General features: G+C 76.4%; 13 protein-coding genes. 10 read left to right on the top strand and 3 right to left on the bottom strand.

Annotation, left to right across the window (positions count from 1 at the left end):
* Positions 1 to 133 precede the first annotated feature (133 nt).
* Positions 134 to 1138, bottom strand: coding sequence for a hypothetical protein (locus tag ACQPYD_RS25815; RefSeq protein ID WP_433698079.1), 1005 nt, complete (start codon positions 1136 to 1138; stop codon positions 134 to 136).
* Positions 1139 to 1548: 410 nt separating this feature from the next.
* On the opposite strand from ACQPYD_RS25815, the gene ACQPYD_RS25820 reads away from it, so the two are divergent.
* The 8 genes from ACQPYD_RS25820 (at position 1549) to ACQPYD_RS25855 (ending at position 12411) form a co-directional block, all read left to right on the top strand.
* Positions 1549 to 3582, top strand: coding sequence for an acyltransferase family protein (locus ACQPYD_RS25820; protein ID WP_433698080.1), 2034 nt, complete (start codon positions 1549 to 1551; stop codon positions 3580 to 3582).
* A 414-nt stretch (positions 3583 to 3996) separates the two neighbouring features.
* Positions 3997 to 4323 carry a hypothetical protein gene (locus tag ACQPYD_RS25825; protein ID WP_433698081.1) on the top strand — a complete coding sequence of 109 codons (327 nt, stop codon included), beginning with the start codon at positions 3997 to 3999 and terminating at the stop codon, positions 4321 to 4323.
* A gap of 81 nt (positions 4324 to 4404) precedes the next feature.
* Positions 4405 to 6057, top strand: coding sequence for a hypothetical protein (locus ACQPYD_RS25830; RefSeq protein WP_433698082.1), 1653 nt, complete (start codon positions 4405 to 4407; stop codon positions 6055 to 6057).
* The gene (locus tag ACQPYD_RS25835; protein WP_433698083.1) at positions 6054 to 7265 is read left to right on the top strand and encodes a TRAFAC clade GTPase domain-containing protein; all 1212 of its coding nucleotides are present in this window, start codon (positions 6054 to 6056) and stop codon (positions 7263 to 7265) included. Before ACQPYD_RS25830 ends, ACQPYD_RS25835 begins: the two co-directional genes overlap by 4 nt.
* Positions 7266 to 7358: 93 nt before the next feature.
* The gene (locus ACQPYD_RS25840; protein ID WP_433698084.1) at positions 7359 to 10040 is read left to right on the top strand and encodes a GTPase-associated protein 1-related protein; all 2682 of its coding nucleotides are present in this window, start codon (positions 7359 to 7361) and stop codon (positions 10038 to 10040) included.
* Positions 10037 to 11821, top strand: coding sequence for a TRAFAC clade GTPase domain-containing protein (locus tag ACQPYD_RS25845; RefSeq protein ID WP_433698085.1), 1785 nt, complete (start codon positions 10037 to 10039; stop codon positions 11819 to 11821). The genes ACQPYD_RS25840 and ACQPYD_RS25845 overlap by 4 nt, the downstream gene beginning before the upstream one ends.
* Complete coding sequence (locus ACQPYD_RS25850) at positions 11818 to 11979, top strand: hypothetical protein (RefSeq protein ID WP_433698086.1); 162 nt, start codon at positions 11818 to 11820, stop codon at positions 11977 to 11979. Before ACQPYD_RS25845 ends, ACQPYD_RS25850 begins: the two co-directional genes overlap by 4 nt.
* 135 nt (positions 11980 to 12114) lie before the next feature.
* Positions 12115 to 12411, top strand: coding sequence for a YciI family protein (locus ACQPYD_RS25855; protein WP_433698087.1), 297 nt, complete (start codon positions 12115 to 12117; stop codon positions 12409 to 12411).
* Positions 12412 to 12488: 77 nt separating this feature from the next.
* On the opposite strand, the gene ACQPYD_RS25860 is transcribed toward ACQPYD_RS25855, so the two are convergent.
* Positions 12489 to 12941, bottom strand: coding sequence for a VOC family protein (locus tag ACQPYD_RS25860; protein ID WP_344183543.1), 453 nt, complete (start codon positions 12939 to 12941; stop codon positions 12489 to 12491).
* A 69-nt stretch (positions 12942 to 13010) separates the two neighbouring features.
* On the opposite strand from ACQPYD_RS25860, the gene ACQPYD_RS25865 reads away from it, so the two are divergent.
* The gene (locus tag ACQPYD_RS25865) at positions 13011 to 13595 is read left to right on the top strand and encodes a TetR/AcrR family transcriptional regulator (RefSeq protein ID WP_433698089.1); all 585 of its coding nucleotides are present in this window, start codon (positions 13011 to 13013) and stop codon (positions 13593 to 13595) included.
* A gap of 407 nt (positions 13596 to 14002) precedes the next feature.
* Positions 14003 to 14446: a hypothetical protein gene (locus ACQPYD_RS25870; protein WP_433698090.1), complete on the top strand. Its 444-nt coding sequence runs from the start codon at positions 14003 to 14005 to the stop codon at positions 14444 to 14446.
* Between the two features lie 108 nt (positions 14447 to 14554).
* On the opposite strand, the gene ACQPYD_RS25875 is transcribed toward ACQPYD_RS25870, so the two are convergent.
* The gene (locus tag ACQPYD_RS25875; protein ID WP_344183537.1) at positions 14555 to 15571 is read right to left on the bottom strand and encodes a LacI family DNA-binding transcriptional regulator; all 1017 of its coding nucleotides are present in this window, start codon (positions 15569 to 15571) and stop codon (positions 14555 to 14557) included.
* Positions 15572 to 15773 lie beyond the last annotated feature (202 nt).

Here is a 15773-nt window from a genome sequence, read left to right on the forward strand (position 1 = left end):
CGTCGGAGAAGGGGGTCCGGACGGAATCCCCGCAGCTCGGAGCCCCCATGGCCGACTCCCGCGCCCTCGCGAGATTTTCTGCCGCGCCGGCGCCCGGGGCCCGTCCCCCGGCGGTCCGGGGCGGGAACCCCTCTCAGCGGGGCGCGTCGAAGGAGCCGGTGCGCTGCTCCGTGCCGCCGTCGAGCCCGGGAAACGCCTCCCGGACGCGGACCGCCACGTCGTCGAAGCCGCCGAGCCCCAGGACCCGCACCTGCTCGCGCGCGAACTCGGCCCGGGCGGCCTCGTCCTCGACGGCGTCGACCAGGCTCCGGATGATCGCGACCTGGACGTCGCGTTCGGCCGCCTCATGGCCCTCTGTCTCGGCGGGCCACCAGTAGCTCTCGAAGCCCTCGCTGTCGACGTCGTTGCCCGGCCCGGCGGGCTGCGGCGGCCCGTCGCCGAGCGCGTGCCCGTCCGGCGCCCCGACCGGATCGGCGACGCCGCCCCCCTCGCCGAACGGCGCGTCCAGGGGGTCGGCCTCCCCGAACGGGTACACGCCCGGGCGCGTCGGAGGAACCCCCGCGGCCTCCTCCAGCTCCTCCTCGGCGTCGCGTATCGCGTCGCGCAGCGCAGCGTCCTTGCGCAGCGCGGAGAGGCGTCGCAGCCGCTCCGCGTCCTCGTCCGCCAGCCGCAGGCTCACGTCCTCCGCCCACACCACGATCCCGCTGCCCAGGACGGCCTTCTCCACCGCGAGCAGGGCGGCCAGTTCGCACTCGGCCGTTCCCTCACGTGCGGGGTCGGTCCCGCTGACCAGGTCCGACGCCCGCGTGACGACGGCGAGGACCGCCGGGGCGACCGGGTTGCGCAGGCCCAGGTCCACATGGCCGGACCAGCGCCAGTGGACCGTCGCGGAGAAGTACAGGTCGTGGTCGGCGACGGCGCTCGGAAGCGCCACGGGGCGGATCCGCGTGCCCCGCGCGCCAACGGGCCCCTCGGCCCCCGGCCCCGCCTCCGGCCCGGGCGGGTCCGAGGCCCCGGACCGCCCCTCCGCTCCGCCGGAACGCGACAGGTAGGCCGCCAGGCACAGCAGGACGACCGGGGCCCACAGCAGGACCCAGGGACCGACGAGCGGGTACAGCAGACCGGGGACGAGGGCCACCGCCGCGGCAGCGGCGATCAGGCGTGCTCGGGTGACGGGGGTGACGGTGCGCCTCCTCTCGCGGCGAGGCCGCGGCGGACGGTGCCCGACCGGTGCCCTCTGGTGGGCGGACGCGGCCCGGCGGCCGGGAACGCCGCGACGGGGGGTCGCGGCGCCGTCGGCGGGGCGGCGTCCGTACAGGACAGTGTGCCCGAGATCCGGAGCGCGCGTGCCGGGAACACACCAGCCCGGGGACGGTGTGGGGAACATCCGGTCACGGGAAGGTGTCCGCTCTGCCCAGGTTGGGCGAACACCTCCCCTCGTGTTGCCTTGGAACACCACACAGGTCGCCGGAACATAACAGAATGCGATCACCAGTTCCGCGGCCCTTCCGGTCGCCCGTCCCCGAACCCGCTCGCGGAGCACACCGAATGCCTGCCACACCTCCCGGGGCCGAACGCCGGTTCCGCCCCGAGGTCCAGGGGCTGCGCGCCGTCGCCGTCCTCCTGGTCCTCGTCTACCACCTGAACCCCGCCCTGCTTCCGGGCGGCTACGTCGGCGTCGACGTCTTCTTCGTCATCTCCGGCTTCCTCATCACCTCGCTGCTGTACCGCGAGGCGACGGAGCACGGACGCGTGTCGATCCGCGGCTTCTACGTGCGCCGTGTCCGGAGGCTCCTGCCCGCCGCGACGGTCGTGCTCCTGGGCACGGGCGTCCTCTCGTTCTTCCTGCTGCCGATCACCAGGCTCACCGACACGGCCTGGCAGCTGGCGGCCTCGGCGTTCTACGTCGAGAACCTCTACCTGGCCCGGCAGGCGGTGGACTACCTGGCCTCCGACACGCCGCCCAGCCCCGTCCAGCACTTCTGGTCGCTGTCGGTGGAGGAGCAGTTCTACGTGGTGTGGCCGCTGCTGTTCGCGGCGTGGGCGCTCACGCGGCGGCGCCGGCGGACCACCGCCCTCTCCCTCACGGTGCTCCTGGGGTCGGTGCTGGTGCTGTCCTTCGCCTGCTCGGTGGTGCTGACCTCGCAGGAGTCGGCGTCCGCGTACTTCCTGCCGACGACCCGCGCCTGGGAGCTCGCGGTGGGCGGACTGCTCGCCGTGGGCCTGGCCCACGGCAGCCTGCCGGAGAGGGTGCGCGCCCCCCTGGGCTGGCTGGGCCTGGCCGCCGTCGTCGCCTCCGCCGTCGCCTACGACGACGCCACCCCCTTCCCCGGCTGGGCCGCGGCCCTGCCGGTCCTGGGCACCGCGGCGGTGATCGCCGCCGAGCAGGGGTCCGGCCGCCTGACCGCGTCGGCCCTCCTGGGCACCGCGCCGGCCCGGTGGGTGGGGGACGTGTCCTACTCCCTGTACCTGTGGCACTGGCCGCTCATCGTCTTCGCGCTCGTCCTCACCGGCCGGGACGGGCTCGGCCCCTTGGACACGGTCGTGGTGGCGGGCCTGTCCGTGCTGCTGGCGTGGGCGACGAAGGTGTGGGTGGAGGACCCGGTGCGCGACCGGGGCCTGGTCCGGAGCGGGCGGTCCGCGCTGGCCGTGGCCACCGCGGGCATGGTGTCGGTGGCGGCGGTGGGCGGAGCCGCGTACCTGCAGGTCGACCGGTCGGGGTCGGTGACGTTCGACCCGTCGGTGCACACCGGCCCGGCCGCGATCGGCCGTTCCGCCGACTCCGAGGGGGAGTGGACGTACCCCTCCCCGGTCAGGGCCGAGGACGACCTGCCCCTGCTGTACGACGACGACTGCCAGGCGTCGAAGGAGGACAGCGACCCCGCGTCGGCCGAGTGCGTGTACGGGGCGGAGGACGCCGGGACGACGGTGGCGGTGGTCGGGGACTCCCACAGCGCCCAGTGGTTCCCCGCCCTCCACGAGATGGCCGAGGAGAGGGACTGGCGGCTGTTCCTCTACACGAAGTCCTCCTGCGCGTTCACGGACACGATGACCGCGGACGCCGAGGGCGGCGCCTACGAGGAGTGCCAGGAGTGGAACCGGGGGGTGGTGGAGGAGTTCGCGGAGCTGGCCCCGGACCTGGTCTTCACCAGCTCCTCCACGACCAGCCGCCCCTTCGGCGCCGAGACCGTCGAGGAGGGCAAGACCGCGATCGCCGAGGGCATGCACCGCCTGTGGCAGGACGTGGCCGAGGTCTCGGGCCCGATCGTCGCGATCAGGGACACCCCCCGCCACCAGAGGGACGTGGTGGAGTGCGTGTCGGCCAACCTCGACCAGCCGGAGCGCTGCGAGGTGTCCGAGGGTGAGGCCTTCGAGCACGCCGATCCGCAGGAGGAGGCCGTCCTCGCGCTGGGGGACGAGGCGCACATGCTCGACCTCAGCGACCGGTTCTGCGTCGACGGCGCGTGCCCCGCGGTGATCGGCAACGTGATGATCTACCGGGACGCCGGGCACATCACGGAGACCTACATCCGGCTGCTCGCCCACGACCTGGGCAGCCGCCTGGACCGCGCCCTGTCCTGAGCACGCCTGCCGACGGGCCCGGCGCCCCCGGCCGCCGCCGGGCCCTCCGCCGTGCGCCCCGGCCCCGGCCTCCCCCGGGCTCCGGCCGCTGCCGGTCCGGGAGGCAACCGCGTGAACGCCGTCCGCCGCACGTCCCTTCGCAAACCGTTGTCACGATCGCCGAAAAACACATATTCAGAGCCTCATGAGCACCATATAAAGCTCTTCAGTGCATAATCGGACGTTTTCGGATGGCGCACGAAAGCGCAGGTGGAAGGCCGGAACAATCCCTCCGAGAACATGCGCGACCCCGGGAATGTGTCGCGTGCGTTCTCCCCGTCGGCGAAGGCCTCCGCGAGTATGATCGCGGAATACACCGGCCGCGCCGTGACAGCGCTGCGCCGTGGTCGTTCCGGAGGCGAAAGGGCGAGTCGGATGGGGTCGCACGACGGCGGAGGGTCGGCGGAGGTCGCCGCCGGGCGCGCCGCCGTCGCCGGGAACGCCGGGGGCGACGACACCGCCCCCTCCCCGGACCACCGCGTCCGCATCGGCGACGCACTGCTTCCGGGGCTTCCCCACGGACCGGCGGGGACCCCCTTCCGGATCGGGTCCCGCCTTCCCGGGACCGGCCTGCTCCACGTGCGCGGCCGGGACCCGGCGAGCGGACGGGCGACCGGTTTCGACGGACGGACCGGCGGGACGGGCAGGGCGGGAGTGGAGCGGGCCGGGGAGGCCGTCGCCATGACCCGCGCCCCCGGCTGACCCGGAGGGGGCTCCGCGCCGCGGAGCCCCCTCCCGCGACGCCGACGACCACCACGAGCGCGAGGGGAGCGGCACGGCACGATGCCCTGGGACGCACAGGACCGCAGACGCCACGGGGGCGAGGAGGCCGCGCGCGCCCTCGCCGCGGCGGTGGGGACGGCCGCCGGCGACGGGGCCCCGGCCGCCGGGCCCGGGGAGGCGGAGCCGATGCCGCCGCGCGGAGCCCGCGCCCGCGTGGACGGCCGCGACGTGGTCGTGTCGTGGCAGCCCGGACCGGGCCCGGCGGGACCGGTCACCTACCGGGTGGTGCGGCGGACCGGCAGGGCCGGCACCGCGCGCGAGGTCGCCGTGGGCGAGCTGTCGGGGACCGAGATCACCGACACCGAGGCCCCGGTCGGCACGGACGCCCGTTACGCGGTGGTGGCGGTGCGCGGCGGCCGCGAAGTGTCCGATCCGGCGGAGACCTCCCCGGTGATGATCACGCCGGAGGTCTGCGACCTGCGCGTACGAGCGGGCGAGACGTCGGTGACCGCCTCGTGGCAGGCCCCGGCGGAGGCGGTGCGCGTGGACGCGTGGCGGCGCGAGGGGGCCGCGCCGAGGGGGCCGGGCGACGGGGTCAGGGTGGAGACGGACGGCGCCGGGTTCCGGGACTGCGACGTGCGCCCGGACACGGAGTACTTCTACCGGGTGCGGGCGGTCTACCTGACCTCGAACGGGCACGCCCGTGCGTCGGAGGGACTCGTCCGCCGGGCGACCCCCGGGCCTCCGCCCCCTCCGGTGCTCGACCTGGCCGTGTCGGCGGACGGCGGCGCGGGGGTACGGGTCCACTGGACCCGGCCGCCCCGCGGCCGGGTCGTCCTGAGGGTGGGCCCGGAGCCGTCCAGGTGGGAGCCGGGAGCGGTGGTCGGCCCCGACGAGGTGGCCGCGCACGGCCCCGAGGCGGTCCGGGAGCCGGAACCCGTACCGGGGCCGGAACCGGTCCGGGAGGGGGACCCCGGGCCCGGACGCGAGCGGGCCAGGCTGCTCCTGGGCGCGGGGATCGGCCACGTGCTGGCGGTGACGGTCGCCGGCGACCGGGCCGTGGTGGGCCGCTCGGTGCGGATCGCGACCGCGCCCCCGGTCGGGGGGCTGCGCGCGGAGCGCTTCGACACCTCGGTCCGGCTGGGGTGGACCTGGCCGGACGAGGCCGCCGCGGCCCTGGTCGCCTGGGCCCCCGAGCCCCCCGGGGGGCCTGAGCGCACGCGGGGACCGGACGGGTCCGGGAGCGCGCGGTGCACCCGGCGCCAGTACGGGGCGGACGGCGGCTTCGAGGCCGCCATGGGATCGGACCCGGTGCGGGTGAGCGTCCGCACCGTCGTGGTGTCGGGCGGCGAGGAGGCGGTGGGCGCTCCCGTGTCCGTCACCGTGCCGGGCCGGGCGGTGATCTCCTACCGCGTGGAGACGGCCGGTCTGCTGCGGCGCGAACGCGTGGTCCACCTGGTCGCGGACCGGGCCTGCGCCATGCCCGAGGTGTCCGTGGTCTACGCCGAGGGGGAGGTGCAGCCGCACTCGGGGGCCCAGGGACGTGTCCTGGCGACCCTGCCCTCCCGGCGCCTGGGCGCGGGCGAGCGGGTGTCGGTGCGCGTGAGGCCTCCCCGGGGGGCCGGCCCCGGCTGGCTGATGTGCTTCCCCGCCGCCGACGACGACCGCGCTGCGCGCCTGCGCCAGCCCTCGGTGAAGGAGCTGCGCCTGTGAGAGCCCTGACCGCGTTGCACGCCCTGAACCCCCTGGACGGCCGACGCCTCGTGTGCCCCTACTGCTACTCGCGTTTCACCGAGCGCCTGATCCGGTTCCGGTGCACCGGGCGGCCCGGCCCCGGGGGAAGGGTCTGCGCGCCCGTCGAGGACACGGCGGTCCGGACCCACCTGGGACGCCGCGAACTGCTCCCCCCGGTGTTCGGGGCCGACGGTCGGCGGGCCCTCGCGGTCTGCCCGGAGTGCTCGTCGACCACCGGCAAACAGGTGTGCGCCACCTGCCACGCGCAGCTGCCGGTGAACTTCGGACGCACCCGCAGCCGGCTGATCGCCCTGGTCGGCGCCCGTGACGCGGGCAAGACCGTGTTCATGACGGTGCTCATCCACGAGCTGATGAACCGCGTGGGCGCCAGGTTCGGCGCCTCGGTGGGCGGTTCGGACGACCACACGCGCCACCGGTTCCGGGCCGACTACGAGACCCCGCTGTACGAGGAGGAACGGCTCCTGGGCGCCACCCGGCGCACGGGGACCACGCGTGAGCCGCTGGTGTTCCGGTTCACGGCGCCCCGGCGGGGGCTGACCGGACGGCGGCCCCGGCACACCCTGCTGTCGTTCTTCGACACCGCCGGGGAGGACCTGACGTCGGAGGAGAGCGTCGAGGCCAACCTCCGGTACCTCAACAACGCCGACGGGGTCATCCTGCTGCTGGACCCGCTCCAGATGGAGGGCGCGCGCAGGCTCGCCCCTGCGGGGACGAGGATGCCCGCGCCCGGGCGCAACGCGGGGCGGCCGCTGGACATGCTGGGCAGGGTCACCGATCTGCTCCTGAAGCGGCCCGGGGCGGCCGGCCGCCTCATCCGGGTCCCCATGGCGGTGTGCCTGACCAAGATCGACGCGCTGCACGGCCAGCTGGACGCGGGCTCCCCCCTGCACCGGCCCCAGCCGGGGGAGCCGTTCTTCGACGACTCCGACAGCCAGGACGTGCACGCCCAGGTCCAGCAGCTCCTCCACCGGTGGGACGGCGGCGGGATCGACGGGCACGTGCGCAACCACTACCGCAACGCCCGCTACTTCGGGGTGTCCGCGCTGGGCGGCGCCCCCGACGACGGGAACCGGGTCCGGGGAGGGGTGCGCCCCTACCGGGTCGCGGACCCGTTCCTGTGGATGCTGGGCGAATTCGGGGTGGTCCCCTCCCGGGACGGCCCCTGAGCCGCGGCCGCCCCGGCGCGGCGTACCCGCAGGGCCGGTCCGCCGGCCGCAGGATCCCCCGCGAAAGACCAGAACGACCGGAAGGGCGCGCCGATGGGTTTCGCTCAGCTCTACTACACCTCGTGCGAACACGGCCTGTCGGGGTACGCGGGATACCAGTTCAACGCGGCCACGCCCGGGGTGGACCCCCGGGTGCTGAGGGAGGTCGAGCGGTTCACCGTCTACGAGCCGCCGCGCCGCTCCTCCCCCTCCGGGGTCGCCGCACACCCCGTCAACCTCTGTTACGCGCCGGACCTCGGCGGGGTCCCCGTGGTGAGCCGGGTCGTGTCCAGCGGCGACGACCCCTCGGGGCGGCCGGGCAACTACTTCGCGCACAGCCTGGTCCCCGCCGGAGGCGCGGCGGGGGGCGACGGGGCCGGCGGTGCCCGGGACGGGGGCCCGCTGCCGGCCGAGCTGTGGGGCGCCCGCTTCTGGGCGGACGCACCGGTCCGCGGCACCGGGCTCCCGGTGCTGGAGGTGCGGCGCGGCCCCCTGGACCGGCGCCGGACCGAGGCCTGGGTGCGCGGCCTGCCCCCGGAGGCGGTCGTGCGGCTGCTGGTCTGCGCGGACGGGGCCGTGGACGGCGCCCGGCCGCTCGTGCTCGTGGCCGACAGCGCCTCCGTCGCCCACTGGGTGGCGGCGCTGACCCACCTGATGCCGCCGGAGCGGGCGCGGCTGCTGTCGTTCGCGACGTACGGCGCCGACCCGGACGGGACTCCGGTCCACGTCATCGGGGTGCCGCCGGGGTCGGACACCTCGCCGTGGGAGGACCGGTTCACCGTGCACGACCCGGGGGCGGACTCCCCCGGGCGGCTGCCCGAACCCGACGAGCGGTCGCGGGCGGTGGCCGCCCGGCTGGTCGGCGCGGGGCCCCGCGGGGCGGTGGGCCTGTGGCGCGGGGCCGCCCCCTACGCGTCGGGGAGGGAGCGGCGCCTGGCGGACTGGCGGCCGGTGCTGGCCGCGGCGGCGGCCCTGGCCGGCGACCCACTGGGCCCGGAGGACCTGCGGGCCGTCCGCGAGTGGCTGTCGGAGGCCGTGGAGTGGCTCGTCCCCGGGGACACGGCGTCGCTGGTCGCCCGGGTCCTGGACTCCGGCGCCGGGACGCTGGACGACGGGGCGCTGGCCGGCTTGCAGCGGCTGGCCCACCGGGTGGGCGCCGAGGAGGTCACGGAGCGGATCGAACGTCTTCTGGTGCACCGCTCCCTGGACGGCATCGCCGGGGGCGGGGCCGCTCCCCGGGTCGCGCCGATGCGGTCGGACGCGGTGCGCGCGGCGGCGCGTGAGCGCATCTCCGCGCTCCTGGCCGGCGAGCCTTCCGAGGAGCCCTCGCCCGGTCGGTCCGCACGGGTCGGGACGGAACCGGACGGGACCGGTCCGGAGGCCGGGGCGCCGGAGGGCAGGCGGCCCGGGGCGGGGTCTGCCCCGGTGGAGGAGCCCGGCGTGAACACGGCGGCCCGGCGCGGCGGGGCCGGGGGCGGCGGGGTCGCCCCCGACCGGGCCGTGGAGCTGCTGCGCTGGGCGCGCGCGGGAGGGCTGGCGCCGTCGGCGGTGAGCCTGGAGAGGTACGGGCGCGAGGTCGTCGCCCCGCTGCTGGCGGACCCCCGCTTCGGCCGTCCCTCCGCGCCCGGCGTCGCGGGAGCCGCCCCCGCCCCCGCCCCCGGGCTGCGGGACGGGGCGCCGCGGGCGGCGTGGCCCGATCCCGCCGTGGCGGTCCTGCTGTCCCACCACCGCGAGGTGCGGCGCGGCGCGGCGGAGCGGCTGGCGGTCCTGCCACCCGACCGGCTCGCGGACGTGGCGGTCGGCCCGGCCGGCGCCCTGTTCGCCGACGACCGCGACGGGGCCAGCGCGCGCCTTCGCGAGCTGCGCCGCCTGGGTACCGACGACCGCTCCGACCCCGTGGGGCTGCTGGCGTACGTGGTGTCGGTGCGCCGGGAGGGGCGGGCGTCGAACGCCCCGGGCCTGGCCGAGCACGATCTGGACGACGCCCTGCTGACGGAGGTGTGGGGACCCGGGCACGGGCCGCACTCCGCCCTGCTGGCCCTGCGGGCGATGCGCCCCGGTGTCCTGGTGTCCCCGGGCGTGGGCGGCTGGGTGGCCCAGGCGATGGTGGCCGCGCCCGCGCCCGACGGGGAGCGGGCGTGGCGGGACCTGGTGGACGAGGTGTCCCGGCACTGGCTGCGCGACCGGCTTCCGGTGGCGGGACAGCGCGTGGCGGTGGAGTGGTCGGAGGTCCGCCCCCTCCTGGCCGGGCTCCGCCGGGCCGGGGAGGAGCACGGGCCGGAGCGGCTCGCCGCCGTGTACCGGGCGCTCGTTGAGGTCCACCCGGCGGTGGACGCCGTCGCCCGGCGGACGGTCGTGGGCGTGCTGTCCGGATGGCGGAGTCCCGGGACGCTGGCCGCGGCTCTGCGGGGGTGCCCGGAGGACGTGTTCGGGGCCTTCTGCGGGGTGGTCGCCGCCCGGCTGGCCGACGACCGGCCCGACACGGCGACGGCGGCTGCGGTGTACCTGGCCGCGGGGCACGAGGACCTGGCGGGGCACGAGCGCGGGGGGCGCCTGGACTCGGCGGTACTGTCCCCCGCCGTGGCGGCGTGGCGCCGCCGCCACCTCGCCGGGGTGCGCAGACAGCTGCCCCGGGAGGGGGCGGCGGCGTTCGACGAGTGGGCGCGGCGGCGGCGCGGGGAACGGGAGCGGAGACGGTTCGGGCTGGGTCGCCGGGCAGGCGGGCGGCGCTCGTGAGCGGTCCCACGGGCGAAGGCCCGGCCACGGGCGCCGAAGGCTTCGCGCCCCCGGGCGGTGCGGCGGCCCGGGGGCGCGAAGGCGCCGGAGGGCGGCGGGCGGGCAGGCGCCGGGCGGGGGCCGCTCGGCGGGGCCGCACGGGCCGGGCACGGACCGCGGGGGTCGCGGGGTTCGCGGGAGAGCTGTGGCCGCGCCGGGACGGGGGCCGGGCGGACCTGGGGACGGGCTGCGCGGCCGCGGCGTCGGCGGCGGTGCTCGGGCTGGTGGTCGTCTACGTCCTGCGCTGGTGGCTGCTGGCGTTCCTGGTGAGCGCCGTCGTCGCCCTGGGCGTCGCCGCCGCCGTGGTCGGCGGGTCCGTGCTGACGGGCCTGTACTTCCGCCGGACGCACGAGGTGATGTTCGGCGGCGGCCGCCCCGAGGACCCGCCCCCGGGCGAGGGGGACGACCCGGCCCACCGCGCCTACCACGGGGGCCCCGCCTGGTGGGACCTGCGGACGATCGTGGGCCGGACCTGGGCCGCGTCGGCCGTGTGGGGGGTGCTCCTGGGCGCGCACTTCGCGGTCCACGCCCTGGTGGTGGCCGCGTACCTGGCGGCGGCCTGGACGTTCGTGGGGGTGCTGCGGGTCGTGGACGCCGGCCTGCTGGTGGTCCGCCGGGTGCGGATGGTGTGCCCGGGCTGCTTCCTGCGGCTCGGCTACCCGGCGTACCTGTGCACGCGGTGCGGGCGCAGGCACGGTGCGATCCGCCCGGGGCTCCGGGGGCTGCTGCGGCGCCGGTGCCTGTGCGGGGCCCGGCTCCCCACGCTGCTCCTGCTGGGCTCGGCCGACCTGGACGCGCTGTGCCCGCACTGCGACCGGGGCCTGGAGCACCGGCCCGGTGAGGCCCGGGAGTTCGTGCTGCCGCTGTTCGGCAGCGCGGGCGCGGGCAAGACCCGCCTGGTGGCGGGGATGAACCTGGCGCTGGCCCAGGCCGCGCGGGGCACACGGGAGGCGTACGTGGAGCCCGTCGGAGAGGAGACCGTCCGGCGGCTGCGCGACAGCGAGCGGCTCCTGACCGCGGCCCACCGGACCGGCCCCACTCCCCCGGGGCGCGAGGTCCGCGGGCTGACGGTACGCGTGGGGGCCGAGGGGCGGACCCTCCTCCTCCAGGTGTACGACGCGGCCGGGGAGCGGTTCAACCGGTCGGCGACCACCGAGGACCTCACCTATCTGGGGCAGGCGTCGACGTTCGTGCTGGTGGTGGACCCCCTGGGAGTCGAGGCGGTGTGGCGGTCCATGACCGCCGGGGAGCGGTCGCGCCTGTCCGGGCACCGCTCGCGCGTCCGCGACCCCGAACTGGCGTACGGGGCGGTGCGCGACGAGATCCGGCGCCAGTACCGCATGTCCGGCCGCAGACTGCGGCCCCGGCGTGCGCGGACCCGTCTGGCGGTGGTGGTCACCCGCGCAGACCTGGTCCGCGGCACCTCGGCAGCGCCCGGCGGCATGCCGCCGGAGGAGTGGGCGGCACGGACCCTGGGGCTCGGGAACCTACTGCGGGACGCGGCGGCCGACTTCGGGGAGGTGCGGGTGTTCCTGACGGCGTCGGTCGCCGACGGCTCCGGGACCGCGCACCCCAGCCTCTCCGCGCTGCTGCGGTGGGTACTGGCCGGGGAGTCCGCCGTGTTCGCGGGGATGCTGGCCGGGTCCGCGCCCGGTTCCGGGGAAGGGACCGCACCGCGCGGCGCGCCCGCGCCCCTCGGCTCCGCTGCGCCCCGTCCCGAGCGCGTGGGAGGCGGCCGATGAACTGCCGGACCCCCGGGCACCGGGGCGCGCGCCGGACGATCGCCGTCACCGTCTACCTGGTCACCGGGGCACTGACGGCGGCCGCGGTCACCGCCGCCGTCTGGTTCGGCGTCGCCGCCGTCCAGGCCGTGTGGGAGCACGCCCTCGCCCGGATGTGACGGCGCCCCGTCGTGCCGGGGGCCGGGAGGACCGGGTGGCGGCCGGAACCCGGTCGGCGCCCCGGGGACCGCCTGTGGCACAGTGGCGGCGGAAGCGGTGCCCACCGCCTGACCACGCCTTACGGGAGGAAACCGATGGCCGTCTTCGCCGTCACCTACACCTACGCCGACGGGAGCGCCGCCGCACGCGACGAGCACCGGCCGGCCCACCGGGAGTACCTGGCCGGGCTCTCCGAGCGGGGCGTCAACCTGTGCTCGGGCCCGTTCGGCCCCGAGGAGGCCCCCGGCGCGCTGCTGCTGTTCCGGACCGGCTCCCGCGAGGAGGCGGTGGCCCACACCGAGAAGGACCCCTTCCGGATCCAGGGCCTGGTGGCGGAGGTCTCCGCCCAGGAGTGGGTCCCGGTGCTGGGGCCGCTCGCCGAGCACTTCTGATCCGGCGCCCGGTGCGCACGCCGCGGGACAGGTCGCCCCGGCCGGTCCCGCGGCGCCCCGGGCCGGTCCCGCGCGCTCTACTCCGGCGCGAAGCCGTTGTCCCTCATCCACCGCGGGTCGGGGGCGACCAGCTGGAGAATCTCCACGAAGAGCCCCTCCGGGCCGGCGACCTGGAAGCGGCGCTGCCCCCAGGGCTCGCTGACCAGCGGCAGGACGATCTCCAGGCCGGCCTCCCGCAGCCGCTTCTCCTCCGCGTCCGCGTCCTGCACCAGGAAGGCGACGAGTGTCCCCGCCACCGTCCTGCCGAGCATCCCCTCGGCGAGGGACGCGTGGTCGCGCCGGACGAAGTCCAGCGACAGGTTCTTGTGCTGGGCGTGCTGGGTGTTGACGTACCAGCCGATGTCGGCGCCGATCTCGAAGCCGATGTGCTCGGCGAACCACTCGGCGCTCGCGCGCGGGTCGTCGCAGAGCACCGCCATGCCGATGAGGTCGATGTTCACGGTGTTCTCCCCTGAGTCGTTCTTGACCACTTCGTCCAAAGTACTACACTTAAAGTGGTTGCAGCAAGCAGCTCTTCCCGACGACTGGAGACCGAGACCATGCGGCAGAACCCCGAACGCAGGCGCGCCCTCCTGGACGCGGCCATCGACGTCCTGGCCGAGGAGGGGGCGCGGGGGCTCACCTTCCGGGCGGTGGACGCCCGCGCGGAGGTGCCGAAGGGCACCGCGTCGAACTACTTCGCCAACCGTGCCGAACTCCTGCTCCAGGCGGGCGCGCACGTCCATGTGCGCCTGACCCCCACCGACGAGTTCATGGACCGGTTCGCGAACGCCCGGCCGTCCCGGGAGCAGACCCGGCTGGGCATGCGGGACCTGCTGCGGCGCATCGAGCACAACCGCAACGGCTACCTGGCGCTGCTGGAGCTCCGGCTGGAGGCCAACCGCCACCCGGGCATCCGCGAGGAGCTGACCCGCACCATCAAGGAGACGCTGGAGGAGAACGTGCGCACCCACCTGGAGGGCGGCTTCCCCGGCGACCGGACCACCGTGGTGACGCTCTACCTGGCGATGACGGGTCTGTTCATCGAGCACCTGACCCTGCCCGCGGTGCTCGCCGACGACGCCGCCGGCCCCCTGGTGGACCGCATGGTGGACCTGATCGTCCCCGGCCCCGACCAGGCATAGCCCGCCCCGGCCCCCGCACGGGCCTGCCGCCCCGGGGAGGCCGCCCCCTCTGCGCCCGCCCGGGACGCCCCCTGTCCGGAACGCCGACGACGACGCCCTGCCGCCGGGGAGCGCAGGGCCCCGGCTCGGGGCAGCGCCCCGCGCTCACCGGCGTGGCCCCGGACGCCGCCCGCCCGGCGCCACTGCCGCACGCGTTCCCGCCCACCGGGGAGGAGGCGGGCGCACCCCGGGGACCGGACCCTTCGCCGACGCCCTCCCCGCGGAGTGGCCGGCCGCCCGCCGCCCGCGCCCGCGACGGCCGGTCGGCACGCGCCCGGGAGAGCCCGCGGCGTCCGGTCCGTCCAGGAAAACCCCTGTCCGGGGGCGGCTCCGGCGTGCAAGACTCCAGACTCTCGCGAGGAGGCCCTGTGCACACACACCACTTCGGCATCGTCACCGGCGACGGCCGCACCCGGCGCGCCGTCGTCGAACTGCCGGGACGGCCCGACGCGGTCGTGACCGGCGACGACGAGGCCGGGCTGGCGGAGGAGATGTCCGAGGTCGTCGCCGAACGCCTGGGCGTCTCCCCCGACGAGGTCGACGTGACCCTCTTCGGGTACGACGGCGACGACCCCTGCTACGCGGCGGCCGTCCTGTGCGACGGCGCCGGGTGGCACACGCGGTTCCCGGCCCAGGAGGACCTTCCGGCGGCCCTGGACCTGCCGGTGGCGCTGAGCCGGGAGGCGGCCGAGGGCCAGGCCCTGCGCGCGCTCGCCTCCGCGCTGGGCCGCCCGGCCGCGGGCCTGGACCTGGAGGTCGTCCGGATCGGACCCGGCAGCGAGGACGCGGACGAGGACCGGGACGGCCCCTGACCGCTCACCGGCACCGCGCACGCGGGCGTCGGCCCGCGCCGCGCGTGAGCGCCCGCCACCCGGTGCTCCCCTCCGCGCGTCCCACGCCGGGCGCGGACCCCGGGCCGGTCAGCCCTTGGGCGGGGCCGTGCTGCTGCGCTCCACCAGCCGTGTGGCCATCTCCACGCGGGTGGTCTCGGGCCGGTCCCCGCCGACCAGGTCGAGCAGCATGCGCGCGGCCATCTGCGCCATGTCGCGCAGGGGCTGGCGGACGGTGGTCAGCGGCGGAGTCGCCCACAGCGCCTCGGGCAGGTCGTCGAAGCCGATCACGCTGACGTCGTCCGGGACCCGCAGCCCGCGGTCGAACAGGGCCCCGTAGGCCCCCCGGGCCATCTGGTCCGACCCCGCGAAGATCGCGGTGGGGGGCTCGGGCAGCTCCAGGAGGGCGGCCGTCTCGGTCCGGCCCGTGTCCAGCAGGAAGTCGCCGTAGCGGACGTAGTCGTCGGGGACGGCGAGGCCCGCGTCGCGCATCGCGCTCCGGTAGCCGTCCACCCGCGCCCGGCTGCACATCACGTCCGGGGGGCCGCTCAGCGTGGCGATGCGCCGGTGGCCGAGGCCGATGAGGTGCTCGGTCGCGGCGACGCCCCCGGCCCAGTTGGTGGCGCCGACCGCCGGGACGTCCTTGGCGAGGTCTCCGACGGGGTCGACCACCACCACGGGTATGCCCAGCGCGTCCAGCTGGGCGTGCTGCGCGGCGGACAGTTCGGACAGGACCAGGACCACGCCGTCGGAGTTGCGCGCCTGGAGGTTGTCCAGCCACTTGCGCCCCGGGCGGGTGCGGCTGCGGTCGTGCACGGCGGAGACCACGATGCCGAACCCCGCCTCGTGGGTGACCTCCTCGACCCCGTCCAGGATCGCCATCGACCAGGGGCTGCCCAGGTCGAGGAAGACCAGGTCGATGAGGCCCACCGTCCGGTCGTCGCGGTGCCTGCGCGGCTGGTAGCGGTGCTGTTCCAGGAGCCGTTCCACCTGGCGGCGGGTCTCCGCGGCGACGTCGAGGCGACCGTTGAGCACCTTGGACACGGTCGGGACGGAGACCCCCGCCTCCTGGGCGATCTCCGCCAGGGTGGGTCGTCGCTGTGGCATGCGCCTCCTCGTCGGATCCGGGCCGGGAGCGGTTCGCGGCCCTTCAGGATTCTATCTCGAAACTTTTCGAGGGCATTCGCTGTAACCTACCCGAAATCAGAGGGGGCCTTGACGCACCCTCTCGGACAACTTAGCGTCGTGCCAACCGAAACATATCGAAATATTTCGAGAATTTCGACCCACGTCTCCCCCCGACGGAAGA

The organism is Nocardiopsis sp. CA-288880 (assembly GCF_050955985.1).
Classification (GTDB): Bacteria; Actinomycetota; Actinomycetes; order Streptosporangiales; family Streptosporangiaceae; genus Nocardiopsis; species Nocardiopsis tropica.

What these genes read in the sequence shown, in the direction of transcription:
- ACQPYD_RS25865 (WP_433698089.1), top strand. Translation starts at nt 13,011, where the DNA reads ATGCGGCAGAACCCCGAACGCAGGCGCGCCCTCCTGGACGCGGCCATC.
- ACQPYD_RS25850 (WP_433698086.1), top strand. Translation starts at nt 11,818, where the DNA reads ATGAACTGCCGGACCCCCGGGCACCGGGGCGCGCGCCGGACGATCGCC.
- ACQPYD_RS25840 (WP_433698084.1), top strand. Translation starts at nt 7,359, where the DNA reads ATGGGTTTCGCTCAGCTCTACTACACCTCGTGCGAACACGGCCTGTCG.
- ACQPYD_RS25875 (WP_344183537.1), bottom strand. Translation starts at nt 15,571, where the DNA reads ATGCCACAGCGACGACCCACCCTGGCGGAGATCGCCCAGGAGGCGGGG.
- ACQPYD_RS25820 (WP_433698080.1), top strand. Translation starts at nt 1,549, where the DNA reads ATGCCTGCCACACCTCCCGGGGCCGAACGCCGGTTCCGCCCCGAGGTC.
- ACQPYD_RS25855 (WP_433698087.1), top strand. Translation starts at nt 12,115, where the DNA reads ATGGCCGTCTTCGCCGTCACCTACACCTACGCCGACGGGAGCGCCGCC.
- ACQPYD_RS25830 (WP_433698082.1), top strand. Translation starts at nt 4,405, where the DNA reads ATGCCCTGGGACGCACAGGACCGCAGACGCCACGGGGGCGAGGAGGCC.
- ACQPYD_RS25825 (WP_433698081.1), top strand. Translation starts at nt 3,997, where the DNA reads ATGGGGTCGCACGACGGCGGAGGGTCGGCGGAGGTCGCCGCCGGGCGC.